Genomic DNA, 24368 nt, shown 5'->3' on the forward strand with positions numbered 1-24368 from the left:
GCGTGCCACGTTTCACGCCTTTTCTGACAGGATCCGCGCCGCATTTCTGCGCCGCTGCGACAGTCTTGCCGTCCTGCGTTCATGGGCCGCCGCAGCCCGTGCCAACGAGTGTGTCGAAGGTGATCGATGCGACCCTGAACCGCTCATTGACGCCCCCACAATGCGGGCCGTGAGCCATCTGCGGGCCGCAGCGAATCCTTGCTTGTTCATCGTCCAGAGGCTTGGAGCTTTCCGGTGCTGGCCGCCCTGCTGATCCTGGTTCTGGGGATGGGGGTGGTACTGCTGTGGCCCGCTCCCGCCCCGGCGGCGGAGAGCTGCCCGCCGTCGATGGCCCCCATCCCCGGCGGCCATTACCGCATCGGCGCGGCAGGGCGCCTGCCGGAGGAGGCGGAGGCGCCGGTGCGGCTGCAGCCCTTCTGCATCGGCCGCACGGAGGTGACCAACCGCGAGTTCGCCGCCTTCGTGGCCGCCACCGGCTACCGGACCCAGGCGGAGCGGCCCTTGCCCCAGGATCAGTTCCCGGAGCTCTCCGTCGCCGAGCGCCGCCCAGGCTCGGTGGTGTTCCGGCCGCCCTCCCCAGGGGAACCCCTGCAGGAACTCAGCTGGTGGCAGTGGGTGCCGGGGGCCGACTGGCGCCACCCCGAGGGCCCCGGCAGTTCCATCGACGGGCGACTCGACCATCCGGTGGTGCAGGTGTCCCTGGCGGATGCCGAGGCCTACGCGGCCTGGGCCGGCGCCGCCCTCCCCAGCGAGGCCCAGTGGGAGTTCGCCGCCCGGGGCGGCCTGCGGGATCGGGCCTTCAGCTGGGGCGACCGCTGGCGCCCCGGCCTGGCCAACACCTGGCAGGGGGAGTTCCCCGTCAGCAACACCGGCGAGGATGGCTTCACCGGCACCGCTCCGGTGGGCAGCTTCCCCCCCAATGGCTATGGACTTCAGGACATGACCGGCAATGTCTGGGAGTGGACGGCGGACTGGTACCTCCCTGGTCACGATCGCCTCGCCGGCCAGGACGACCCGGTGCTGGCCGACCCGGCCGCCAGCAGCGATCCGCGGGAGCCCGGGGTGGCCAAGCACGTCATCAAGGGGGGCTCCTTCCTGTGCGCCCCGAACTACTGCAGCCGCTACCGGCCGGCGGCACGGGAAGCCGAAAGCCCCGACACCGGCACCTCCCACATCGGATTCCGTCTCGCTTCCCCTGTCCTGACGACCCATGGCTGAGCGTCCCCTGACCCGTCTGAGCGCCGTGCTCGGCCGCCTGCTGCGGCGCCTGGTGCCGGCGGGCCTGGCCCTGGCTCTGTTGGGCTGGTCGTTCGGCGCCGTGCCGGCCCTGGCCCAGCGGATCACCGGCACGCCGGGAGCCCCCAACGCCACCACCACGATCTCCGGCACCCAGCTGCCGGCCCCGGCGCCCCCCTTCGGCGGGGTGATCCAGGACGGCGCCCAGCAATCGAAGCCCTGGTGGGCGCCGCGGATCACGCCGCCGCCGAGCGCGCCCAACGTGCTGCTGATCATCACCGACGACGCCGGTTTCGGGGTGCCCAGCACCTTCGGCGGCGTGATCCCCACCCCGGCCATGGATCGGGTCGCCAAGGCGGGCCTCCGGTACAACCGCATGTTCTCCACGGCGCTGTGCTCCCCCACCCGCGCCGCCCTGATCACCGGCCGCAACCACCACTCCGCCGGTTTCGGAGTGGTCTCGGAGCAGTCCACCGGCTTCCCCGGCTACAACAGCATCATCGAGCGCGACAAGGCCACGATCGGCCGCCTGCTCAAGGACAACGGCTACTCCACGGCATGGTTCGGTAAGGACCACAACACCCCCGCCTTCCAGGCCAGCCAGAGCGGCCCGTTCGATCAGTGGCCCACGGGCATGGGGTTCGAATACTTCTACGGCTTCGTGGGCGGTGACGCCAACCAGTGGCAGCCCAATCTGTTCCGCAACACCACCCAGATCTATCCCTTCGAGGGCAAGGAGCCCGGCAGCTGGAACCTGGTGACGGCGATGGCCGATGACGCCATCGACTACATGGCGCGGATGCACCAGATCAACCCCAGCAAGCCGCTGTTCATCAAGTACGCCCCCGGGGCCACCCATGCGCCCCACCACCCCACCAAGGAGTGGGTGGACAGGATCCATGCGATGCATCTCTTCGATGACGGCTACGAGAAGCTGAGGGAGCGCATCTTCGCCAACCAGAAGAAACTCGGCGTGATTGCCAAGGACGCCAAGCTGGAACCCTGGCCCGCCGACCTGATCACGCCCTGGGACAAATTGAGCCCGGAGGCCCAGAAACTGTTCATCCGCCAGGTGGAGGTGTTCGCCGCCTATGCCGCCTACAGCGACAACGAAATCGGCCGGGTGATCCAGCAGTTCGACGACCTCGGCAAGCTCGACAACACGCTGATCGTCTATATCAACGGCGACAACGGCACCAGCGCCGAAGGCGGGCCGTTGGGCACGCCCAATGAGGTGGCCTGGTTCAACGGCCTCAGCAAGCTGCCGGTTGAGGTGCAGATGAAGTTCTACGACGTGTGGGGCACCGAGTTCACCTACAACCACATGTCGGCGGGCTGGAGCTGGGCCTTCGACACCCCGTTCAGCTGGTTCAAGCAGAACGCCTCCAGGCTCGGTGGCGTCAACCAGAACATGGTGGTGTCGTGGCCGGCGCGCATCAAGGACAAGGGCGGTCTGCGCGAGCAGTTTGTGCACGTGATCGACGTGGTGCCGACGATCCTGGAGGCGGCTGGCCTGAAGGCGCCGGAGGTGGTGGACGGCTTCCCGCAGAAGCCGATCGAGGGCACCAGCTTCCTTTACACCTTCGATTCCAAGAATGCCAAGGTGCCCTCCCGCCACAAGACCCAGTACTTCGAGATGATGGGCCAGTGGGCGCTCTACGACGAGGGCTGGCTGCTGAGCACGAAGGTGAACCGGGCCCCCTGGGACGCCTTTGGCCCGGCCAACCCGGATCCGCTCAACAACCAGACCCTGGAGCTGTACAACCTCAACACTGATTTCAGCCAGACCACCGACCTGGCGGCCCAGAATCCCGGCAAGCTGAAGGAGATGAAGGCGGCGTTCATCGCCGAGGCCAAGAAGTATCAGGTGTTCCCGCTCGATGCCTCAGTGGCGGCGCGGATCGTGGCGCCCCGGCCCAGCATCGCCGCCGGACGCACCGAGTTTGTCTACACCCATCCGATGGTGGGGCTGCCCCAGGGCGCTTCGCCCATGCTGCTCAACACCTCCTACACCGTCACCGCCGACATCGACGTGCCGGCCGGCGGCGCCGAGGGCATGCTGCTCACCTCCGGCGGCCGCTTCGGCGGCTACGGCTTCTACCTGAAGAACAACAAACCAGTGTGGCTGTGGAACATGGTCGATCTGGAGCGCCTCAAGTGGGAGGGCACCGAGCCCCTTACCCCCGGCAAACACAAGGTGGAGTTCGATTTCGTCTACGACGGCAAGGGGGCCGGCACCCTGGCCTTCAACAACTTCAGCGGCGTCGGCCGCCCAGGTACCGGCAGCCTCAAGGTGGACGGCAAGGTGGTGGCCACCAAGACCATGCCCAAGACCCTGCCGATGATCCTGCAGTGGGATGAAAGCTTCGACGTGGGCTCCGACACCCTCACCGGCGTCAACGATGCCGACTACCAGCCGCCCTTCCGCTTCACCGGCAACCTAGAGAAGCTCACCCTCAAGCTGGATCGGCCCAAGCTGTCGCCGGAAGAAATCAGGACCCTGGAGGCGGCGATGCGCACCAAGGCGGCGAGTGAGTGACCCCGACGCCCAGGCTCCTGTGGTGCCTCAATCCGAGGTGCCTCAGGGCCTGGCTGGGCAGAGCCGCCGCCATTCCCCCAGGGCCTCTCCGGCGGCGTAGTACTTGCGCAGGCTTAGTGCCGCGTCGTAGCGCTGCTTCTGCAGCGAGCCGGCCCAGGTGGCGGCGGGGCAGGGCTGGGGTGTGGCTCCAGTCTTGGGCGGCTGTTCGGCTGCATCCACACCCAGCCGCAGGCGGAACAGGCTTTCCTGGCCGTACTGCTGCCGGAAGGCTTCGCGATCGATCGGCGCCAGGGAACCGTTGCCGGGTTCCACGATTCCCTGCGCCCGGCCGACAGACAGGATGACGGGCGGGACAAGCAGCGCCAGGCCCGCCGCGAGGCCGGCGGTCCGACGTCGCCGCCACGGAGCTCGGGGAGTCAAGGGCCAGTGGCAGGGGATTCGGCCATGCTGTTACCCGCCCCGGGGCCGGCCATTTCCAGCTCAGCCAGCTTGCCCACAGCACCATGGCCGGGAGGCGATCACAAAAGCCCCATGGGGCCGTTTGTAAATGAAATGGAGCCAAGCGGATTCGAACCGCTGACCCCCTGCATGCCATGCAGGTTCTCTATCAGCTCAGACCGCTTGCTGCAGCTTGGCTTAGGGTGATCAGTACGCGGCAGCGTGTGCAAAAACGTGTGTAATGTTCTCGCGGTGGTCAAGTCGCGAGCAGATTAAGAAACTACGAGTGGATGCCATTCAAGCTAGGCCAAGTTTCCTTTTCAGATCTGTGGGGATGTTCTTTGCGCCAGCGAGATTTTCCTTGGGAGGCCAGCTCGTTTGTTCATCCCAGCTGACATTGTAAAGATCGGCATTGATTAGAGTGGCGTTCTTCAGCTTGGCACCAGCGAACTTGGCCGAAGTGAGATCGGCTCCGTCTAGAGTGGTATAGATGAGGCGCGCTTCGGTAAAATTGGTCGCGATAAGAACCGCTTCGGTTAGGTTAGACCCAAATAGATTTACCCCACTTAAGTTGGCAAGAGACAGATCGATCTTCTCCAAAGAAACTGCAACAAGCGAGGCCCCCGCTAGGTTGGCTCCACCAAGGTCGATCTTGAGCTTGTCGAGGATGAAACTCTCAATCAAGAAGCGAATCACACTTTCCTTCCGGTTTGGATCATCTGAGAATCTCTGAAGTACAGAAAGAGTTCTTGCTCTAACTATTGCCTGAGCTGATTCCACAAGATGCTTTTCCTGCTCTGACTTCACTTCCTTGGTTGCAATGGCAAGTGATAGCTTCTCAATGAGAAGTTCAGAAAGTCTATCGATGTAGAGCTGGAGAACTTCTTCCTTCTCAGATTCTTCGGCTTTGGCTCTTTGCAGTTTTGCGTCGGCCTCGATCTTATCGCTTAGGAGCTTTGCATCGGCTGCGGACTTATTGCTCTGCAATTCTAGATCGTCTGCGGCTTTCTGTTGCTGAATGCGCTGAAGAGCATAGCCAAGAATGGCAAGAGTAATAGGTACGCCCAGAAGGCTTAACCAATCCCATGCGGTCTTGCCTTGTTCTACCTTGTAACTTCGTTTGATGATGCTTCCTTGCTTATCTTTCTCAATTGTGGATAGCGACTCACCCCCCTGTATCCCGCTCCCTCCAGGAGATATCCATGGGTTGAGGATCATGACTGCAACAATTGCCACGAGGGCGACCACGATAAAAACCTTTCCTCTCTCAGGGCGTGGGGTTAGCTTCTGCATCCTGGCCTCATCGTCAACGTTGCCAACGTTGCCACCATTCTGTACCAGCTGATAGTGCCCTTGCTGCCTGCCGGTGGGATCGCACATACAACTTCTAGTTTTGCATCCTCCGCCAGTGACTCTGCAATCAATGCAGGGAAGGTTGCGCAACCACTATCAAGATCAGCCCTACTCAAAGATGGAAACGGTTTGAGCGCCAGCCGTGGAGTAGCTATGCGATCAGAATGCGCCACTGAGGTGGGTCGCTTTTATTGGACAGACTGGGCCTCTGACATCGTTAACACAGGGCGGGAGGCAGAAACAGGGTCAGTTTTTACCGTAGACATCATGGGTAGTTTTGCCTCCCAAGGAGCTGTTCGGTCTTACATGGCCATACCTCCAGAAGAAGCGGGCCAGGCTGATCTCGCCTTCCCTAGTGACCATCCGGCACCACAGTGATGGCAGAATGATAGTGATCATCCTATAAGTTATAATGCGATCTTGGTTTGACTTTGCTGCCACACCATCCAGCCAGCCAATCGGTTCAGACCGCTACAAAAGCGAAGTGGCTTTGAGGTTAATATCTAATCGGCGACTATGTCGGCCGCTGACGAAGTAGGGATGCAAGTTCAGCTTCGAAGCGTATGAGCTCTGATAGCTGAGCAGCGAGAGCTTGCTTGGCTGGTAGGTGGATCTTTTCTTGCTGGTCGAGCCATTCACTAAAGGTCCCCGTCATCTCTCCCATGCCGGTCTTCGCCTCGTCCTCAACTTCGGCGGCAGCGCCGCGGAGTGCATCGCGGAGCTTCTGCCTCTGATGAGCCTTCTTCTCTGCCTCTATAGCCGAAAGTACGTCACTACCTATGTCATAGAGTAGCGGACCAAGTTGCTCCATGATTGGACCAACGCTGTCTAATGCCTCAGCCCACTTGACATATTTGCTGGCTTTTTTTGCCACTTCTTCAGTCGGAAAGTTCTTGACATTGTGTGCCTTCCGAAACTCATCCCATCCAAGACCCGACTGTTTCCATTCCCTAACGAACTTTGCTGCTTCTTCAAGGGACATGCTTAGGTCCACACGGGCATATGCCTTGAAGCCATCTCGGAAGGCCCGAGAGAACTGGCTGGCGCGCTTCTTGGCCTTCCCTTCTCCACTGGTCTTTGTCGAATCGGATTCGGCCGCGCCCATCTCGAGTATCAGTTCTCTAAGCCGCCTCATAGCAGGACTTCGACCACGCTCGCTGGCCTCTTGGTCTGCTGACGCAGCAAGGTTCTCGAATTCTGCATAGGCTTGTTCGCTCCATTGATCCAACGCTTCAACCAGTCGAGTCTGTAACGCCTCTGCTGCAGATACCGTTCCTATTCTGATTGCGCTCAATAGCTCGTCCTCCATGAGACGGTGGAGGTCTGCTTCGCACTTGCGCCGTAGCGCGTCGAGACTGGTGCGCAAAAGAGCAACGCGCTCGAGCTCGTTCTCGCACGTTGCTATGGCCTCCTCGCGCAATGCTTGCTCGACTTTCACCATCTGAGTGAAGCTGGTGATCGCATGAGATGCAAAGCGGTACCCGGACAATGTCCGCAACTCGGGGACACTTAGCTGAGCTTGTGTAAGCGCTTCTCGAAGCTCCTCCACCCCGTCCCAGCCAGACCCCATTTCGTAGAGGCTGGCATCCGGCTGCTCGTTCCCAACACTCTGGTAGGGGTCAGCGCTAATAGGGTGAACACCCCATCGGGGGCTTGTTGAACCGATCGCGTCCAAGAGAGACTTGAACTCAGCCTGTTTGCGTGAGCATAGACTCCGGAACCCCTCTGGGTTTTCAGAGGGGTCGATACCTGCTTCGTCGATGCGTGAGATGACGGCGAGGAGCGAGTCTGTGACGTGATCTCCCGTAACACCAAATCTTTCACCGGTCACGATCGCGTCGAAGGTTTCTTTGTTACTCGTGACGAGCTGTGGTGGAAGAACCCAAATAAGCAGGTCCGCGAGATCAAGGCTTTCAAGTGCCTTTATGTCGTGCTCATCATTGCCGCCTGCAAAGCCTGGACTGTCGCGGAATGTCCATGTGGATCCTGTGATCTCGTCAACTGAGAACGTTTCACGGCGACCGGACACCGTGATCTCAGAGGGAACAGCTACTCCATCCTCAAACAGCAGGCGCTTGAGAAGAGAGGATTTACCAGCATCATAAGCGCCATAAATTGCGGCTACCGGTTTTTCCCTGGACTGATGGTCTCGCCAAGCAGACTCAAGCTTATCAACTACATCGCCTGTGGGAATATCGCGAAGAGAAGTCCATACCAAATCGATCCATCCATCTCTGTCTAGATTCATCGTTCCTCCCATAGGTGTCCGCCGAGCGATTGCTCGGCGCTATCGCCGAGTACCGCATAGAGTTCTCTTTGCTTCTCAATCGAAGCAATCTCCTGCATTTTGGCAATCTTCTCTGTCTCAAGCTCTATCGAGTAGGAGTTGAGCAGCCCGATGTATTTACCAGCCGCCATGATCAGACCGCACTCTTCGGCGTCGCCATCAGCAATAGCTGCTACGACGCGGGGTACCGTCTGAGCTAGCCATTCCGCGAGCTTTTTCCGATCTTCTTCGCGCCTCTCATGGAGATGCTCCTCCCAGAAAATAAATGCGATATCTAATACTACTCCTACGACTGACATCACGGCTCCAAGTTTTCCGAGAGATCGAGCGACTTTTACTGCTCCCCACGGCTTGAACTTGAATCCAAGTCCTTTTCCAATGCCATATACCACGTCTCTCGATGCTCCACCTGCGAAACGGCTCGTCTTGTCAAAGGCGTCGTGAAACCACGCCTTACCCTTCGAATCGCTGGGCGATGCTGGACCATCTCCGACTGTGGGATCAGGAAAGGCATGGGCAAACTCTGCTGAGGCGAAGCGTCGGTTAATGACTTCCTCTGTCTGGGTTCGCCAAGTTTCGAGTTCCTTCTGTGCGACTTTTCCCCACTGCTCTAATTCGACCGCTAGAGCCTTGTCCTCCCACCACTTTTGTAAGTTCGAGGCCTTCAGCTTGAGCCGCACTGGATCGGTCTCAGAGAGCACTTCATCCCGGAGAGACGCAGCCTGCTCTTCGACCCGCCGGTGCAACCTTGCGCGATGGTCGTCTGCGAGGCGCTTCCCTTCTCCCTTCTGCTCTGTGACGAGGCTGAGGAGCCTCCCTATGGCATCAGCCTGAGCAACAAGCTGATTCATTACTGCGCCTTGTCGTGCGTCGAGACGAGCTAGTCGGGCCAACCCTCCTTCTAGCAGCGATCTGTCAACACCAGTTTGTAGTAACTCGGCCTCGATCTCTCGGTAGGCCCGCGTGAACTGATCGAAGCCATCCCATGAGCGGTTGGAGTCATATGACTCTGATGTTGCATCCCTTCGATCTCCGACTAGACCAAACGGATCGCTCGCCATGCAAAGAATCCGTTTAGGGGACATCGAGATGCCACGGCTCCCAAGCGCCTCGGACAACTCCCGTTGCTTACGCACTGCAAGCTCCCTGTAGCGTGTTGGGTTGTCCACAGGATCGACGCCAAGTTCATCTGAACGGTTCACGATGAAAAATGTCCTTGAAGCTTTCGGGACAAGAAGTTGATCTCGGCTTCCCTTCAAGACGAGTTGCATAGATGCATCGTCACCAGTCAGTAGATTAGGTTGGAAGAGGTAAAGGATCGCCGAGGCGTCAGGGAATGAGCGACGAGCCGCCTCTGTATGGCTCTCGTGCGAGCTCTGGAAACCTGGAGTGTCTACGAGATCGAGACTTCCCCACTCATAGATTATCTCTTTGTCCGTCGTGGGATTTGCACGGATGTGAAGGTCGGCTGGGACAGGCTGCCCGACGTCCAAGAGCAGCCGCTTAATGAAGCTTGACTTACCTGTGTTGTAGTCACCTACTAAGTGTAATCGTGGACGACCACGAACTGCGATGGCATTGAGTTCCGCGAATGCGGTCTTTGCTAAATCATCACCGGTCAGAGCTTGGTTAGCCTGGTCAAGCCACCTTCTACCTGAACCTGGCTTGACGTCGCTCGTCACGTGTGCCCAGACATCTCTGAAGGTGGAGAACAAGCTTTCAAGGACTCCTGGATCGCTGAATGTGCTTCTCTTATGCTCTCCAAGGTGAAAAGCCTGTTGGAGACCCTCGGGGTCATCGATCCACGAGTCACCGAGCCAGTACTTTGAAGAGACGTTGGGATCACCATCCTCCACCGAACGTTCACTGGCTTCTTTCGCTTCCCACAACAGACGTTGCGGATTTGTCTTCTCCGGCAACTCAGCTTTTATTGAATGCGCACGGAGTGCGATCTTCTCGCCTGCAGATCCAAGACTGCGGAGATCAAGCGCTTGGTTGACAGCTGGTAGGACGACCCTTCCGGCAGAAGAGGAAGCAATTTTCTCCGCTTCTTGCGAGACACTATCTTTGAACTCGTCGTAGACGGTGTAAACACTTTGGCGGACGTTCGCGAGCGCCTCCCGGCGGGCTTTGAGCTTCTGCGCCTCGGCACGCTTTCTGGACTCTCCTCCTAGCCATCCCAGCAACCATGCGGCTCCACTTCCCACTACGGCCACACCAGCCGCTGCTCCTGCAGCCCAACCGAGCGGATTCCAGAAGTTCGTGACCGCCATAGTCCCCAACGATGCCGCGATGCCCCCTAGGACGCCTGCTGCCTTCAGACTCCAGGACCCGTATTTCCATCCCGCACCGGCGTCCCCAGTCACATCTTTCGCATCAAGTAACCGTGCCTTCAGGTCTGCAATGCTGTCTTGGTACGCCAACCGTGTACGGCGACTGATGAATTCATGGGCCTCAGCCAAGACAGACTTGGCTGCCGTCTCCATCTCTGAGGTTGATATGCAATTCTTCCGCACCTGCTCTCCGGTGATTCGTTCTCCTCGATCGAAGGCACTTGCAATAGTTTCCTCGGCGGCGTCTAGAGACTTCGACCTCAGTGCTCCTAGCTCTGCTGTCAGGCGCTGTTGGACGAACACCTTGAACTCCCCGACGCTCGGCGCTTGGAATCGTCCTCGAAGTCTTTCCAGAGCTTCGAGACGATCCACCCCTTCGCAGAAGTAAGCCATTCGAGCAGCATCTGTCACGGGGTAGCCCAGGAGACATAGCAGCGGTTCTATGGTCTGGGCCTCCAGGACACTGGACTCAGCGATGGCTTCTTTAGATGTCGCATCCATGTCTTCGCAAAGTGCGTTAAGAACACCGCGAAGCTGATCATGGAGTGCGCCCATGCGGAGCGCAACAGCGTTTTCTTCGATGCAACGAACGAGAAGCCCTTCGAGGATGGGTAAGTTTGACCACAACTCAAGCTTCTTGGCACCATACTTCTGACGGTGCAATTCCAGTGTTTCGCGATCTGGGCCGTGATAGGGCAATGTGGCCCGTGCAAAAAGTGCACGTTTTGATGCGACCGCCACCACTGGAACTCCAAGCATAGATACACTTGCCAGTTCGTCCTGAATATTGCCAGCGTGCTGAGCTACGGTTCTTGAAAGGCTTGCTCTGGCGCTACCGATTGGCACTCGTGGCGGCAGCCGCCATACCGAGTTGCGATTGTTCAAGACAGCGATTACAGGTTTGTTGAACTGATTTACCCACTCAGCGACTTTTGTGAACTCCGAAGCTTGTTGGCTTTGACTGTCAAAGCAAACAAGTACAAAGTCTGCCACCTCTACTGCGTAACGGGCACGCTGTTCAAGGTCGACTCGTTTGTTCATCCGACCCCATCCATTGACCCCCGGTGTGTCGTACACCTTGCACGATTCCCAGTCCTTAGGCTCCACATTGGTTGTCCAGTCGCTCTCACCATGCGAAACGGGTAGTCCATTTCCTCTTGTGAGTGCTTCGATCAGTGTGCTTTTGCCAGTACCTGTCCGTCCGAACAGAACGATGTTGAAGCTTTCGGCCACACCCGCCTGCTTGGCAAACAGCCGCTCAATCTCTGCTGTTCGCTCTTGAATATGACTTATAAATCGACCAGAAGCCTTATCAGGTGTTGAGGAACTGAGCCGAACGATCTGTTCGTTCATGCTGCTGATCAACGACTGGGCCTCTCGCTGTGTTGACGCAAGTGCCTCCCGACTAGCTTTGACGGCCTCCCGAGTCGATTGTTCCAGGCTCTTCATCTTCATCTTACTCATGCACAATTCTGATCTGCAAATTTACTGGGGATGATTTCTACAGTTAGTTGTGGCAGGCATTCATAAATGGCCATCAGGGTGCTAACCCATCATTTTTAGGATGAGGTGCCCATTGGCCACGGTGTTTCTCCCATGTATTGGTTTTGGTGAGTATTGACTCACGCCAGAGTTGCTTGCGGCTCAAGTTGGAGTTGCTCTTGAGGGGCAGCTGGCCCGTATGCTGCCAGCAGTTGCGATTGTGGTTCACATGGTTGGCAACGTCACCCAAACACCAGACGAGTTGCCTGATGGGATTATCGTTGCGATCCAGACTGAGAATCTTATCGAGTACGAGGGCCTTCACGATCTTAGACTGGCCCTCATTAAACAGTTAGTATTGATCGTGACTGTCAGTAACCAGATTGTGCGCCCGATGCAAGGAGTCGAATTGGGCCAGCCGAACAACACGGCAGCTCTCTTGATGGCTCACTGGTCTGCTCCTTCAGTTGGTTCATCAGGAATTTCAAGCGGCAGCGCCGTCAGGATTCCGCTCTCATAGGCCCCAGTATCAATCCCGATGCGGTGGGGAAGGTGGGCCACCTGGTAGTCGCTGCGAAACGTGTGCCCGTGCACCACGGTGTAGGGCAGGCCATGGGGCCTGGAGAGAAAGGGCTGGCGGATCCAGATCAGATCCACGAAGTCCTGCTCCTCCAGCGGAACCCCGGGCCGCACCCCCGCATGCACGAACAGGTAGTTGCCGCGAATCGCGGTGCCCGGCAGCTGCTCGAACCAGTCCCTGCGCTCGGCGGCAAAGGACACGAGCTCCCGATCGCCTCCACTCCACTCCCACAGATCCAAGCCCTCCTCGGGTGCGGGTTGATCCATGGCGTCCAGCAGCATCTGCTCGTGGTTGCCCATCAGCACCGTTACTCCGGCCAGGCCATAGGCCGCCGGGTTGTGTTGCAGCTGCCACACCCGCTCCAGCACCTTGCGATCGCCGTCCGGTTCGGGGGCCCGATCGATCAGATCCCCGAGGAAGATCAGCTCCACGCCCGAATCCAGGTGCGGGGTGAGTTCCAGCTCGAGCAGCGAGGCGCAGCCGTGCACATCCCCGATCGCTACCACATCAGTCCTGCTCATCGTTTTCCTCATAGACGTTGGCGCTGGAGCGCATCGACTCACGGCTGAGGCGCTTGCGGCTGCGGTTGGGATCGCTTTCAAGCAGCTCCAGCTTTTCGCTGAGAAGCTTTCGTTCTCGGCTCACGCTGGGGCTGGCAGGCATGGCCATGAAGCGGGCGTGCAGGGAGCGCAGGCTGGCACCAGCGGCCATGACATCGCCCCGATCGAGTTCCTCGATCACCCGCCTGCGTTCACGGTTGGCCTTGAAGAGGGCCAGTTGTTCAGCCACCGCCTCATCGGGGTCCAGTGCCCCGAGCTCCTCGCTTTCCATCACCGGCAACTGCAGATGCTCGATCAGCGACTGGCGTTCGCTGCTGCCGGGGGCATCCCAGGCCAGGCGCACGCTCAGGATCTCCTGATTGGGTAGCCAGGCGGGGAGCTTGAGCTGCACACCCACGTTCAGCTCCTGGCCGGCGCGCAGGTTGGGGAGCTGGTGATTGCCGGCGCCGGTGGGCTTGAGGTCGTTGAGCAGATCGACCACCTCGGCACCGTGTTTGCCCCGTAGACCGATGCTGACTCGCCGCCCGATGGTGGTGGCCAGGCCCTGAAGCTCGGAGGCGTAGAGATCCGCCAGCTGGCTGGGAGTTTCGATGTGGGCCAGGGTGCCATCACCTGCAGCGGCCATGGCGCCCATCAGGTCCTCGTCAAAGTCATTACCCAGGCCAAAGGCACTGGTGCTGATGCCCCGCTGGGTCAGGCCCGCCACCTTGTCGGCAATCTCCCCTTGATTGGTGAGGCCCTCGTTGGCCTGGCCATCGGAGAGCAGCAGCACTCGGTTGAGCTGGGTGGGATCGACGTGCTCCGCAACCTGGGTGGCTCCGGCCAGCCAGCCATCGAAGAGGGCCGTGCAGCCACCGCTGTGGATCGTGTTGATCGCGGCGATGAAGGGCTGAGGATCGACTACCGGAGCTGAGGGAACGACCACCTTCACCTCGCCGTCGAAGGTGACGATGGCGAGGCGATCACGGCTGGTGAGCTCTCCTGCCAGGAAGCGGGCGGCCTTGCGGGCAAAGCTGAGCTTGGTACCGCTCATCGAGCCGGAGCGGTCTATCACCAGGGCCAGGTTCAGGGGCGGTCGCTGCTGTCGCTGGGGTTCTGCTTCCGAGGCAGGGGGGGTGATGGTGATCAGCAGGTCGAGGGTGGAGGCGCCATCGGCCGCCACCGCCGGGCGAAGGGGCCGGAAGCGCAGGGTGGGATTGGACATGGGGGTTCGTTGGCGGTTGGGTGCTTGGGAAAAGAATTCAGGGGGAGAGTTCGTCGAGCTGGTCGCTGAGGCGTTCGAGCAGGCGTTGCATCCAGATCCGGCGACGGGAGCCGGCGGGGGGGATGGAGACGGACTCGCGCAGGTGCAGTTCGATGCCGGGGGCGAGGGACAGGCGATGCCAGCGGCTATTGGTATCGCTGGAGCGAGAGGAAGATCCCGAGCGGGAGCGGGAGGAGCGGGTGAGGGAAGAAAGGGGTGTACTGAGCATCCCGAGAACGGGGCTCATGGAGCTGTTTTTTCGTGCGAACAACGGGGGCTCGCTGGCTTGAACGTCGGCGTCGCCGGCTGGAGACGACAGATCCCTCAAGTAGTCGAGAGCCTCGTTGCCTGCTGGAGCGGAAGGGACGATGGCCGTCGCCCCATCCCCGTCCAGCTGCTCCAGCTGCTGCTCCAACTCCGCATCGGCCAGAACGCAGAGGGGAGCAATCGCCGAGAGGCTCAGACCGCGCCGGGCCAGGGCGCGCACCAGCATCAGTTGCAGAAGATGGCGGTGGCTATAGACCGCACTGCGTCCCTCCTTGCCGGGGCGATCGATCAACCCCTGGGTGGCATAGAGACGCACGGTGCGGGGTGAGATCTCTTCCCCCAGCAGGTCGCCCGCGGCCGTGAGGAGATCCTCGAGGCCATAGCGGGCGTCAGCGGTAGCGGAGACCTTCGCCATGAACTAAGTATGCACACTTGCAGTGCAGGTGTCAAGCAACTGTGCAAGTGTCTTTATCGCGTCACTGCTTTGCAAAAGTGCCTGGCCATGGAAGCGGGACGGCCCGCGGCCTCTGCGAAGAGGGGCCTCAGGGTGAAGCCCAGCCAGACTTTTGCGATGAATCGCCTTCCTCTGCTGCTCTTGGGTCTGACGCTGGCGACTTGGCTTAGCTGTGCTGCCAGCAGGGCACAATCCATCCGCGCCACGGTGCTCTCGATCGGCGATGGCGACACGATCAGGGTGCAGCAGGGCCAACAGCGGATCACGGTGCGGCTGGCCTGCATCGATGCACCGGAGATGGCGCAGGCTCCCGATGGTGCCAACGCCCGCCGCTATCTGCAGACCCGCTTGCGGCTGGGCTCCAGCGTGACCCTCAGGCCCCAGACGGTAGATCGTTACGGCCGCACGGTAGCGGAGGTGATCGGGGAGGTGAATCTGAACCTGGCGCTGGTGGAGGACGGCATGGCGTTTGCTTACCGGAAGTACCTGGGCCAGTGCGACGCCAGGGAGTATGTGGAGGCCGAGTCCCGGGCTTCCCGCAGCCGCTACGGGGTGTGGAGGGTGCCGGGTGGCATCACCCGCCCCTGGGAGTTTCGACGTGGCAGAACAGCGGGGCGATCAGCCAGCACCGCCGAATCGATTCCTGGTGGCAGGAGGTTACGTTGCCGAGAGATCGGCTCCTTTGCACGCGCCCAGGAGTTACTGCGCCAAGGCCACACCTACCTGGATGGGGACGGTAATGGCGTGGCTTGCGAAAGCCTCCGCTGATGGGGCGGGCAACCGCCCCTTGTCGCTCTGGCCAACATCGGCATGTTCGTTATGGTCGAGCTAATCGATGCTGCACCAACATGGCCCTCACTGGATCTGACCTGCTGACCAAAGTCAAGGAGCAGGGCGATGCCTCCAAGTCCGACCTGGTCCGGGCTGCTGGCTACGTCAGCACCAAGAAAGATGGCAGTGAACGGCTGAACTTTACCGCCTTCTATGAGGCATTGCTGGAGGCCAAGGGGGTGAGTCTCGGAGAGGGTGGCGGTAACGGTAAGGGTCGCGGTGGCCGCAGCCTGAGCTATGTGGCCACGGTGCAGGGCAACGGCAACCTGCTGGTGGGCAAGGCCTACACCGCCATGCTGGATCTCAGGCCCGGCGATGAATTCGAGATCAAGCTGGGTCGCAAGCAGATCCGCCTGGTGCCGGCCGGAGGGGCTGACGAGGAGGAGTGAACCCTCCGGAAGCAGGCGCTTCACGCCGAGGTCACCGCAACGGCTGACACGACACCAGAAACCCGGTGACATGGTCGGGCCACTGGGCCAGCACCAGTAGCTCACGGGGGTCTCGGGCAAAGCCTTTCTGGGAAAGGGCCGCGAATTGGGCCAGGTTGTCGTGGGTGACCAGCGCCCCACGAGCTTCGGCGACCTCGATGGCATCGAGGAACTCCTGGCCTTGTTCGGCAAGGCAGCGTTGGTAGGCCTCCTCGAAGCTCACCCCCTGCTCCTGCAGCCGCACGAAGGCATCGAACTCCGGTGGACTGTGCTCTAGGAAGGCGGGCAAGCTCCTCACCGGACCGATCGTGATGCCTTCCACCTGGGTGTGGATGATCGCCACCGTGGCGTCCAACGACCAGCTGGGAAGGTCGAGCAGCTTGCCCGCGGCGATCTGCAGATGCCAGCGGTAGTCCTCAGCGAGGTCCTGGTGGGTCCGGGCGATGTCAGCCATGGAACAGGGGATCACGACAGAGCCCGGTGACGAGGCCACCGGGCTCTGAAGGATTCTGGTTGGAGGGGCGGAGTGACTGACGTTTGCACCTGGGGCCAGGGTTCCAATGGGGCTTCCCGATGGGTCCGGGGCACCTATGGCGGTGCAATGGACGGCGACGGCTTGACACGCCAGGGAAGCCAGAGATCCGATGAGAGTGTTTGAGCAGGGGCCGGATCGTCAGCGCGCTCCTGACGCGTGCTGAGGTGGGGTGTCGTCCATGCTCTGGAGCCTCCCGGTTGTTGATGCCGTCACCATCGGACGGCCTGGGGACGGGGGCAAGGCCTGGGACGCGATTAACACCCGTCTTCACCGGGGGCAACGGGTCTTCATGGAGGCGACTTCACGGATGAGGAGACGTCCCTCGTGGTGGGTCAGACATCAGCCTCAGCCGCTTCAGACTGGCCTTGCAAAGCTGCTCACACTTCGAGGCATCAGCAGTGCCAGCGATGGTGATCTTGATGGCAAAGCGCCTTATGCGCTGCCCCTGCTGCACCACCCCCTCAAGCCCTGCCCAGCGGGGAGAGATCTCCCTCCCCTTCACCCCATCCCGCACCGAAAAAGGCTCCCCGCAAAGCGGCATCAATACTGTGACCACAGGAGCTAGGCAAGCTCAAGCTCAACGGTCCTCTGCAACGGCATGAACAATGAGCAAAGAGAATGGAACACGCAACGAAGTCGGCCTAGCAGGGGAGTTCTAAGTCCTTGCTCAGTTTTGCTGGCACGGCTACAGCGCTAATCCAACTCTCGGCAACACCAAAGCGATGGACATCCTCGTCGTGGATGAGGAGTCTGGCCACATGCTCAAGGTGGAGAAAAAGAGCGCATCCGATGCCATGCGGGCGCCCACAAAGCGCCCCTGGTGATGTCGGACTGTTGGCAACAGAGCGGAGAAAATTGGGTCTCATAATCTCGTCTACTTCTTCTTTCAGCTAGTAGCGGTCAGCGCCTTACCCCGTATCCCCCTGGTTCAATACGAGGTGGACGTGGTGTACTGTAAAGAAGAGCATATCAAGTTTTTCGAGCAGGCCGCCTGGAGAACTACGGAAGCGGCTCAACACCTGCATCCCAAACTTCTGACTCTACGGCGCCTATTATAGCCAAAGAACGACTAGGGAGTTTCTGAAGTGGAAGCCAGAAAATCTATCCGCATGAGAAGCAGCTTTGACCCCTGCCAGACAACGCCACTCATGACCATCAAAGTATCCACTGCCATGCTCGCGGAGCTGCACCGGCTTGCGGCCTCGGCCGTCGGTCGCCACTGGTCAGTTGACGACGGGACCCGTGATCACGGATAGTTGAAGGGTTGCAAGCGCAACACAGCCTGGCCAAAAGCCCGACTGGGACTGTAGTTCAACCGGTTAGAGCACCGCCCTGTCACGGCGGAAGTTGCGGGTTCGAATCCCGTCAGTCCCGTTCACTCACCAGCTGAAGAGCCTCACGTGCCGGTTGCCGAGCCTGATCGAGTGCTCTTAGAGCCCAGCCCCACCGCCTCAGCCGCAATGACCCTTACTACCTTCTTAAGGGCACCTAGAAAAAGCCAAACATACGCGATTCCCATTTTGGGATTCCTCTAGACTCATTTTGCTGCAGCAAGTCTACTTTCAAGTCTTCCTGGACTAAGCCAATGTCTTGGGTTTTTCGAGGTGCCCTCAAGCCATAAGCGTTAGTAGTCTTGTGTCATGGCCATGAGCAACGTGGGTGCGTCGAAATATCCAATCGAAGGTTGCCCTGTCTAATCCTCAATGACTTGTCAGTCCCGAGGCGGTGACTTTTGCTCTGGAAGCAATGGCCAAGAGACATCCAGGCGCTTTTGAAGGGTCCAGGGCTTGCAAGATCTTTGTGGTGGTTTTTGCATTCTTCAAATCAGATGACTTTCCAAATTGGCTGATGATTTGGTGAAGGCCCTGAGGTTTTGGGCAATTATCCGCCTTCGTCAATGATCTGCAACTAAGCCGACCATGCCCTTGGATTAGTTAAAGACAGGATTACTCCAAAGGCAGGCGCTGTGGATGAATCTAGCAATCAGAGGCTTGAGCATTCCAGCAGGGAAAGTTTCTCAACCGTATTCTGACGCAGCACAATAGTTGTGAATTGGCCAGATATGGGTAGTTCAATTTATGGCAGATCGCCCAAAGGCAAGGCAGGATGACCAGTGTGACGGCCGAGCCTCGAGCCTCTTCACCCCCATGATCCCGCGGCAGCTCCTTCTACTTCATGAACTTAGCCCTGCTCTTCAAGCTCCGACTGGTGGTGGCTGCCTTGGGGGGAAGCCAGCGTCTCGGCTGGTGGAACGCGGACGTTCTGACTAATACTGGCGAGTACCTCTTCAAGCAGGGCTTCCACCGCTCAGCACCCTTTGCCCAGACCAGGGCTGGCTTCCGGGCGGCCCAGCTGGCCTGCGATGAGGCCCTGGCCATCCAGCCCAGCCCAGGCGGACCGATCACCTGCCACCTGTTCCGGCTGACGCCGGTAATAGAAGACGCCTTCGAGAACGAACGCAACCGCTGGATGGATGAGCCCGAGGCCTGGACAGACACCTTCCAGCAGGCCTGGGCGCTCACGCCTGAGCAGTGGCCTCAGGCCCTGATCGATCTGGCGGGTCTCGGAGCCGACAGTCTGGCCTGGGCGCGCGAGCAAACACCGCAAACCGCTAAGGCGCTGCGGCTGGCCGATCGGGCAGAGATCCATCAGGGGCATCTGGAGAAACTGGCCGCCGGGTTCCTCTCCAGCCAACCAGGCCAGCTGGTGGTGCCCTACTTGCAGGTGGCGGACTGATGACCGTGATCAAAACGGTTAGGCCCAAAGCTACCTCTGGCAAAAACATAGCTAGTCAGGAGAAGTCATTGGCTCTGACAGCAACCACTTCGAAATCCAAGCCCAAGGCGAACAGCAAGCCCAATCGCAAAGAGAAAGCCCCTGCCATCTCCCCCTACAGCAGCTACGGGCTGATCAAGGGCGCCTTGATCGACGACACCCTGCAAATGTTCCAGGGTTGGGAGCTGGAAGCGAGCAAGCAGGTCAACCTGGATCAGGTGCGCGCCAGCAACAGCATCGGAGCCTCCACGCAGGCCTGGCTGAAGCAGGTGTGCAGCACGTTCAGCCGCCGCTTCGACCCAAGCGGTCGGGATCGCGCCCTGGCCCTGGCGGTGCTGACCGCCACCGGCCGGCGTCACTGGAAACCTCTACTGCTCTGGCACATGGCCATCAGCGAGGGCCTGTTAGGCGATGGCCTGTCGTGGGCCTGGACGGAGTTCGAAGCCGGTGGTGATCTGCTCCAGACCCCCCAGGCCCTCGACTGGCTGGAGGGCCAAGCCGGGCATGGTCATCCGGAGGTGACCGACTGGAGCGAAGCCACCCGCAAGCGTGTCGCTGGCGGCCTGCTCAAGGCTGGGGTTGACTTCGGGCTGCTGCAGGGCCGGGTGAAACGCCGCTTCACCGCCTACTACTTGGCCGATGAGCCATTGCTCTATGTGCTCCTACAGGCCCTGGCCAGCAATGCCACTACGGCGGCGGCGCTGGCCGACCCCCGCTGGCTGTGGTTCCGCCTGCCGGAGACAGAGCTGGAGCATCGGCTGTTGCAGCTGCACCAGGCCAAGGTGATCAGCTACTACCGTGCCGGCTCGGTGGTGGATCTCAAGCTGCCGGCTAGCTGCGCTGAGGCCCTAGTCCAGAAGGTGTGGACATGAGCGGCATGGGCCAGAAGGAATGGAATCGCTGCCTGGAGCTGCAGCTCGAACCGGTGCTTATTGCGGCTGACTCCGGCGCGGGCCTGAGCACGTACACCGACATGCCCTTCGGGATCTTCCTCTACCCCCCCGACGACGAGTGGGAGCTGCGCCAGGAACTGCGCAACCTGGTGATCCGCCTCGAGAATGCCGGCAAGACCGTGCAGAGGCTGTCGATGGCCCAGCTGTTGGAGCAGGCCCTCGCTGCCGCGGGGCTGTCGATGGAGGAGATCGCCGACGGGGAGAAAACGGTGGGGCTGGAGATGGTGCGCGACACTATCCGCGACGTACTAAGCGGCAAGGCCGCGGGCTCCACCCCGCTTGATGAGCTGGTGGTCCAGGCTGTGGACGCGTCCAAGCCCACCAGCAGCCACATCGTGTTTCTAGAGCGGGTAGGAGTGCTGTTCGATCTTCACCGCCCCTCGGCGCTGCTGGAGAACCTGCGCACGAAGGTTATCCATCCGGTGGTGCTCTTCTACCCGGGGCAGCGGGATGGCCCTGCGGGCCTGCGCTTCATGGATGAAGCAGAAGCCGACCACAACTACCGCCCCAAACTTTTCGCCTGACCATGCCCACCCAAGCCATCCGCCAGCTTTTCCCCCCCGGCCGGATCGACCGCAAGATCGAGGAGGTGATCAAGGTCGACCAGGACGACGTCGCCATCGTGCGCCAGGAGATCGACGACTACATCCTCACCGAATCGATTGAGCGCAACATGCTGCGCGTGTTGGAGGGCTATCGGGAGGCGCCCAACCGTCCGAGCGGTGACATTGCGATCTGGGTGGCGGGCTTCTTCGGGGCGGGCAAATCGAGCTTTGCCAAGTACCTGGGCCTGGCGATCAGCAACCGCGACCTGGGTGGTGAGAGCGCGGGTGATCTACTGGCCCAGAGGGCCAACAGCTTGCAGATCAAGGCCCTGCTCGGCGCCATCAAAGAGCAGATCCCTACAGAGGCGATCATTTTCGACGTGTCGGCCGATCGCAACGTCAACGCCAGTGAGGCGCTCACCAAGATCTTCTACCGCAAGCTACTCGATCACCTTGGCTACTCGAGCAGCCTAGAGGTGGCGGAATTGGAGATTGAGCTGGAGCAGCAGGAAAGAATCCAAGCCTTCCTGGATGGCTTTGCCGAGCTCTATCCCAACGAAGACTGGGCTGTCGCCAAAACACGCCTACTACAAGCGATGCCCAGGGCCAGTGCGGTGATGCACGCCCTGGAACCGCAGACCTATGCCGAGAAGGACAGCTGGCTGAAAAACGCCCGCGAAGAAAACGTGCCGATCACGCCCGCGAGCCTGGCCGAGCGCACGATCGAACTGCTGGAACGCAAGCACCCCGGCAAGCAGCTGATCTTCGTGGTGGATGAGGTCGGCCAGTACGTGGCGCGCGACATCCAGAAAATGCTTGACCTGCAGGCGATCGTGCAGCAGCTAGGCGTGAAGGGTCGAGGCAGGGTGTGGGTGATGGTCACCTCCCAGGAGAGGCTCTCCGATGTGGTCGGAGCCCTCGACGACAACCGCCCGGAACTGGCCCGGCTGCAGGACCGCTTTCCCTACAAGCCGCTGCTGGAGCCCTCTGACATCGCTGAGGTCACCAGCCGGCGGGTGTTGGGTAAGAGCAGCCAGGGAGAAGCAGCACTGCAGGCGCTGTTTCAGCAACACCAGGGCCGCCTGGCCACCCACACAAAGCTCGACACCAAGATCCGTTTGCCGGAGCTCACCGCCAAGGCCTTCGCCGATCTCTACCCGCTATTGCCGTATCAGATCGAGCTGATCATCATGGTGGTGTCGGGCCTGCGGCTCTCCGGCGGCGCCAGCAAGCAGTTCGGTGGTGCTAACCGGGCGATCATCAAGTTGGCCCAGGAGCTGCTCACTAATCCCCAGAGCGGCCTGGCGGACCAGTCCGTGGGCGAACTGGTGACGCTCGATCGGGTCTACGACCTGCAGAGCAACAACATCGACTCCCAGTACCGGGGGAAGATCAGCGACATCGCCACCAAGGCCAGCCACCCGTTGGCGGCGTCGGTGGCCAAGGCGATCTGTCTGCTGCAGTTCGCCGATCAGGTGCCGGTGAGCGAGCGCAACATCGCCGTGGTGCTGCATCCACGGGTGGATGCCGATTCGCTCGAATCAGAGGTTCGGGAAGCCTGTGAACATCTGGTGGATCGCAACCTGATCCGCAAGGCCGATGGCCAATACCGGATCCCCAAGCCTGAAGAAGAAGACTGGGAGCAGGTGCGCAGCCAGCAGGCGCCTTCCGCCCAGGATCGTCATGGGCTACTGGCTGAAGCGCTCAAGCGAATCTGGGAACCAGTGCCGAGCGCTGCCCTGGGCCATGGTGTGAAGACCTTCAAGGCGGGGCTGCTGTTCCGTGGCACGGAGGAGGTCAAGGGCGATGTGCCTGTGCGGGTGGAGCGGGTGGATGGCAGCGAAGACTTCGACAACCGAGTGGAACAGCTGCGCCAGCAAAGCCAGAAAGACGCCAACACCTTCTTCTGGGCGATGCGACCCAGCCCCGAGCTGGAGCGGGCCCTTGGGGAATGGTTCCGCTCCCAGAAGGTGATCGATCTCAAGGGCCGCGATGCCAGCAGCAAGGGCCAGGTGCAGCTGGTGAGTGAGGAGCGCCGCAAGCTCGATGGCTTCCGCCAGCAGGCCTGCCAGCTGGTGGACCAGGCCCTGATCCATGGGGCAATCCTGCTCAACGGAGGCCCCTGCAACGGGCCGGCCAATCCAGCGGCCGCGGTGGTAGTGATGCGCGAGGTTCTGCGGGAGGGGCTGGCGCAGATCTACGGGCGCTTTTGCGATGCGCCGGTGAACCCCAGCGGCGATGAGCTCACCGATCTGCTCAATGCCGACAACCTCAAAGGGCTCACGGGCAGCATCGAAACCCTGAAGTTATGCAAGGAGGAGGGTGGCCAATGGCTGATCGACACCAGTCGCCCCGCGTTGAAGGAGGTGCTCAACCGCATCCGGCTCAAGGGCGGCCAGAGCGGCAAGGAGCTGGTGGAGTGGTTTGGGGATGCCCCCTTCGGCTGGACATTGGATGCCGTGCGGTTTCTGATGGCAGCATTGCAGCACGCCAACCAGCTCAAGGCCACCCACAACGCCCAGAGCTACGTGGGCACGGCCAATCCACAGGTGCGGCCTCTGTTCACCAACAACACCAGCTTTCGGGCCACGGCCTTCGCCATCCATGAGGCCAGCCTCAGCCACCAAGCAGTGCTGGAAGCCAGCCAACTGTTCAACCAGTTCGCTGGCAAAACGGTGCTCGGTATTGCGCCGGGGCCATTGGCCAAGGAGATCCGCAGCTCAACGGTGGCGCTGACTGCCGAGATCAATGCCGTGAGCCGAGCGATGACTCCGTTGGATCTGCCCGGCCGTGAAGCCATCGATAAGGCAATCGAGCAGCTCTCCACGTGGCAGGACAGCGACGACGAGGAGGTGGTGAAGGGCTTCCGTGCCAGTGCTGCTGCGGTGAAGGAACAGTGGCAGCGAGCTCTCGCGATCAAGGAGGTGCTTGAGGCCCGCAGCACCGACCTCAAACGCGCCCGCCACGCACTGAGCGAACAGCTCTGGGGCCAGCTGCAGAAGGAGAGCGATCTGCCCGCTGAGCTGGAAGAGGCCCACGAAGATCTGAGCGATCGGATGAAGGCCCTGAGTTTCTACGAGAAGTTGCCCGAAATCGATCAGCTCACCAAAAAGCTGGAAGTCGCCTACGACGAGCGGCGGGAGCAGGCCCAGCAGGCGCTAGCGACGGGGGTGCAACAGCGCCTCACCGAGCTGGAGCGGACCCCCGGCTTTGCCGCTCTCGATCCCCAGGTGAAGGAGCAGCTGCGCCAACCTTTGCAGAAGAAAGCTAGCGATGGCGAAGGAATGGATCTGGTGCGGCTACGGGATCAACCGGCCATGCTCGAGGGGCTGCTCCGCCAGCAGAAGGACACCGCTCTGAACATCACCTACCCACCGCAGGAGGTGAGCACCGTGAGTGTGCGGGAGCTGTGCAGGGAACCCTTCGATGCAGAGGGATTGGAGGAGGTGCTCGATCGCATCCGCCAGCGCTGCGAAGAGGAGCTCGGCAACGATCGCAAGGTCTTGCTGCAGTGAGAAGGTCCTGAAGC

Annotated in this window: 16 protein-coding genes and 1 tRNA gene; 9 read left to right on the plus strand and 8 right to left on the minus strand. The window is 60.5% G+C overall.

From position 1 onward, the window contains the following. The first annotated feature begins 234 nt into the window (after nt 1-234). Both KUG43_RS02470 and KUG43_RS02475 read left to right on the plus strand, forming a co-directional pair. The gene (locus KUG43_RS02470) at nt 235-1218 is read left to right on the plus strand and encodes a formylglycine-generating enzyme family protein (RefSeq protein WP_216905688.1); all 984 of its coding nucleotides are present in this window, start codon (nt 235-237) and stop codon (nt 1216-1218) included. Further along, nucleotides 1211-3775, plus strand: coding sequence for an arylsulfatase (locus KUG43_RS02475; RefSeq protein ID WP_216905690.1), 2565 nt, complete (start codon nt 1211-1213; stop codon nt 3773-3775). Before KUG43_RS02470 ends, KUG43_RS02475 begins: the two co-directional genes overlap by 8 nt. Before the next feature lie 42 nt (nt 3776-3817). Here KUG43_RS02475 and KUG43_RS02480 read toward each other — a convergent pair whose 3' ends face one another. The 7 genes from KUG43_RS02480 to KUG43_RS02510 form a co-directional block, all read right to left on the minus strand. After that, a complete protein-coding gene (locus tag KUG43_RS02480; RefSeq protein WP_216905692.1) occupies nt 3818-4195 on the minus strand; it encodes a hypothetical protein in 378 nt (125 codons plus the stop codon). Between the two features lie 315 nt (nt 4196-4510). Continuing rightward, the gene (locus tag KUG43_RS02485) at nt 4511-5593 is read right to left on the minus strand and encodes a pentapeptide repeat-containing protein (protein WP_216905694.1); all 1083 of its coding nucleotides are present in this window, start codon (nt 5591-5593) and stop codon (nt 4511-4513) included. A gap of 487 nt (nt 5594-6080) precedes the next feature. Continuing rightward, nucleotides 6081-7826, minus strand: coding sequence for a GTPase (locus KUG43_RS02490; protein WP_216905696.1), 1746 nt, complete (start codon nt 7824-7826; stop codon nt 6081-6083). Beyond that, nucleotides 7811-11551: a GTPase gene (locus KUG43_RS02495; protein ID WP_216905698.1), complete on the minus strand. Its 3741-nt coding sequence runs from the start codon at nt 11549-11551 to the stop codon at nt 7811-7813. The genes KUG43_RS02490 and KUG43_RS02495 overlap by 16 nt, the downstream gene beginning before the upstream one ends. 564 nt (nt 11552-12115) lie before the next feature. Next, nucleotides 12116-12769 (minus strand): metallophosphoesterase family protein, encoded by a 654-nt coding sequence (locus KUG43_RS02500; protein WP_216905700.1) that lies wholly within the window; start codon nt 12767-12769, stop codon nt 12116-12118. Then, the gene (locus KUG43_RS02505; RefSeq protein WP_216905702.1) at nt 12756-14012 is read right to left on the minus strand and encodes a vWA domain-containing protein; all 1257 of its coding nucleotides are present in this window, start codon (nt 14010-14012) and stop codon (nt 12756-12758) included. The genes KUG43_RS02500 and KUG43_RS02505 overlap by 14 nt, the downstream gene beginning before the upstream one ends. Nucleotides 14013-14049: 37 nt before the next feature. Further along, nucleotides 14050-14733 (minus strand): MerR family transcriptional regulator, encoded by a 684-nt coding sequence (locus KUG43_RS02510; RefSeq protein ID WP_216905704.1) that lies wholly within the window; start codon nt 14731-14733, stop codon nt 14050-14052. A 156-nt stretch (nt 14734-14889) separates the two neighbouring features. Between KUG43_RS02510 and KUG43_RS02515 the strand changes: the two genes are divergently transcribed. Both KUG43_RS02515 and KUG43_RS02520 read left to right on the plus strand, forming a co-directional pair. Beyond that, entirely contained in the window at nt 14890-15540 is a 651-nt protein-coding gene (locus KUG43_RS02515) for a thermonuclease family protein (protein ID WP_216905706.1), read from the plus strand. Between the two features lie 80 nt (nt 15541-15620). Continuing rightward, nucleotides 15621-15992 (plus strand): AbrB family transcriptional regulator, encoded by a 372-nt coding sequence (locus tag KUG43_RS02520; protein ID WP_216905708.1) that lies wholly within the window; start codon nt 15621-15623, stop codon nt 15990-15992. 31 nt (nt 15993-16023) lie between these two features. Here the strand turns inward: KUG43_RS02520 and KUG43_RS02525 are convergent, their stop codons facing one another. Then, nucleotides 16024-16485: a hypothetical protein gene (locus tag KUG43_RS02525; protein ID WP_216905710.1), complete on the minus strand. Its 462-nt coding sequence runs from the start codon at nt 16483-16485 to the stop codon at nt 16024-16026. Between the two features lie 1381 nt (nt 16486-17866). Between KUG43_RS02525 and KUG43_RS02530 the strand changes: the two genes are divergently transcribed. From KUG43_RS02530 to brxC, 5 genes are all read left to right on the plus strand, one after another. Continuing rightward, a tRNA-Asp gene (locus tag KUG43_RS02530) sits at nt 17867-17940 on the plus strand. 801 nt (nt 17941-18741) lie between these two features. Then, complete coding sequence (locus tag KUG43_RS02535) at nt 18742-19302, plus strand: BrxE family protein (protein WP_216905712.1); 561 nt, start codon at nt 18742-18744, stop codon at nt 19300-19302. 185 nt (nt 19303-19487) lie between these two features. Further along, a complete protein-coding gene (locus KUG43_RS02540; protein WP_216905714.1) occupies nt 19488-20213 on the plus strand; it encodes a BrxA family protein in 726 nt (241 codons plus the stop codon). Next, nucleotides 20210-20818 carry a BREX protein BrxB domain-containing protein gene (locus KUG43_RS02545; RefSeq protein WP_216905716.1) on the plus strand — a complete coding sequence of 203 codons (609 nt, stop codon included), beginning with the start codon at nt 20210-20212 and terminating at the stop codon, nt 20816-20818. The genes KUG43_RS02540 and KUG43_RS02545 overlap by 4 nt, the downstream gene beginning before the upstream one ends. A 2-nt stretch (nt 20819-20820) precedes the next feature. Then, entirely contained in the window at nt 20821-24354 is a 3534-nt protein-coding gene (gene brxC / locus KUG43_RS02550; RefSeq protein WP_216905718.1) for a BREX system P-loop protein BrxC, read from the plus strand. Nucleotides 24355-24368 lie beyond the last annotated feature (14 nt).

This window comes from Synechococcus sp. CCY 0621, assembly GCF_019038465.1.
Lineage (GTDB): Bacteria > Cyanobacteriota > Cyanobacteriia > PCC-6307 > Cyanobiaceae > Cyanobium.

Coding starts and splice junctions, on each gene's coding strand:
- KUG43_RS02475 (WP_216905690.1), top strand. CDS start 1,211: ATGGCTGAGCGTCCCCTGACCCGTCTGAGCGCCGTGCTCGGCCGCCTG.
- KUG43_RS02485 (WP_216905694.1), bottom strand. CDS start 5,593: ATGTGCGATCCCACCGGCAGGCAGCAAGGGCACTATCAGCTGGTACAG.
- KUG43_RS02490 (WP_216905696.1), bottom strand. CDS start 7,826: ATGGGAGGAACGATGAATCTAGACAGAGATGGATGGATCGATTTGGTA.
- KUG43_RS02500 (WP_216905700.1), bottom strand. CDS start 12,769: ATGAGCAGGACTGATGTGGTAGCGATCGGGGATGTGCACGGCTGCGCC.
- KUG43_RS02505 (WP_216905702.1), bottom strand. CDS start 14,012: ATGTCCAATCCCACCCTGCGCTTCCGGCCCCTTCGCCCGGCGGTGGCG.
- KUG43_RS02510 (WP_216905704.1), bottom strand. CDS start 14,733: ATGGCGAAGGTCTCCGCTACCGCTGACGCCCGCTATGGCCTCGAGGAT.
- KUG43_RS02515 (WP_216905706.1), top strand. CDS start 14,890: ATGAATCGCCTTCCTCTGCTGCTCTTGGGTCTGACGCTGGCGACTTGG.
- KUG43_RS02520 (WP_216905708.1), top strand. CDS start 15,621: ATGGCCCTCACTGGATCTGACCTGCTGACCAAAGTCAAGGAGCAGGGC.
- KUG43_RS02525 (WP_216905710.1), bottom strand. CDS start 16,485: ATGGCTGACATCGCCCGGACCCACCAGGACCTCGCTGAGGACTACCGC.
- KUG43_RS02535 (WP_216905712.1), top strand. CDS start 18,742: ATGAACTTAGCCCTGCTCTTCAAGCTCCGACTGGTGGTGGCTGCCTTG.
- KUG43_RS02545 (WP_216905716.1), top strand. CDS start 20,210: ATGAGCGGCATGGGCCAGAAGGAATGGAATCGCTGCCTGGAGCTGCAG.
- brxC (WP_216905718.1), top strand. CDS start 20,821: ATGCCCACCCAAGCCATCCGCCAGCTTTTCCCCCCCGGCCGGATCGAC.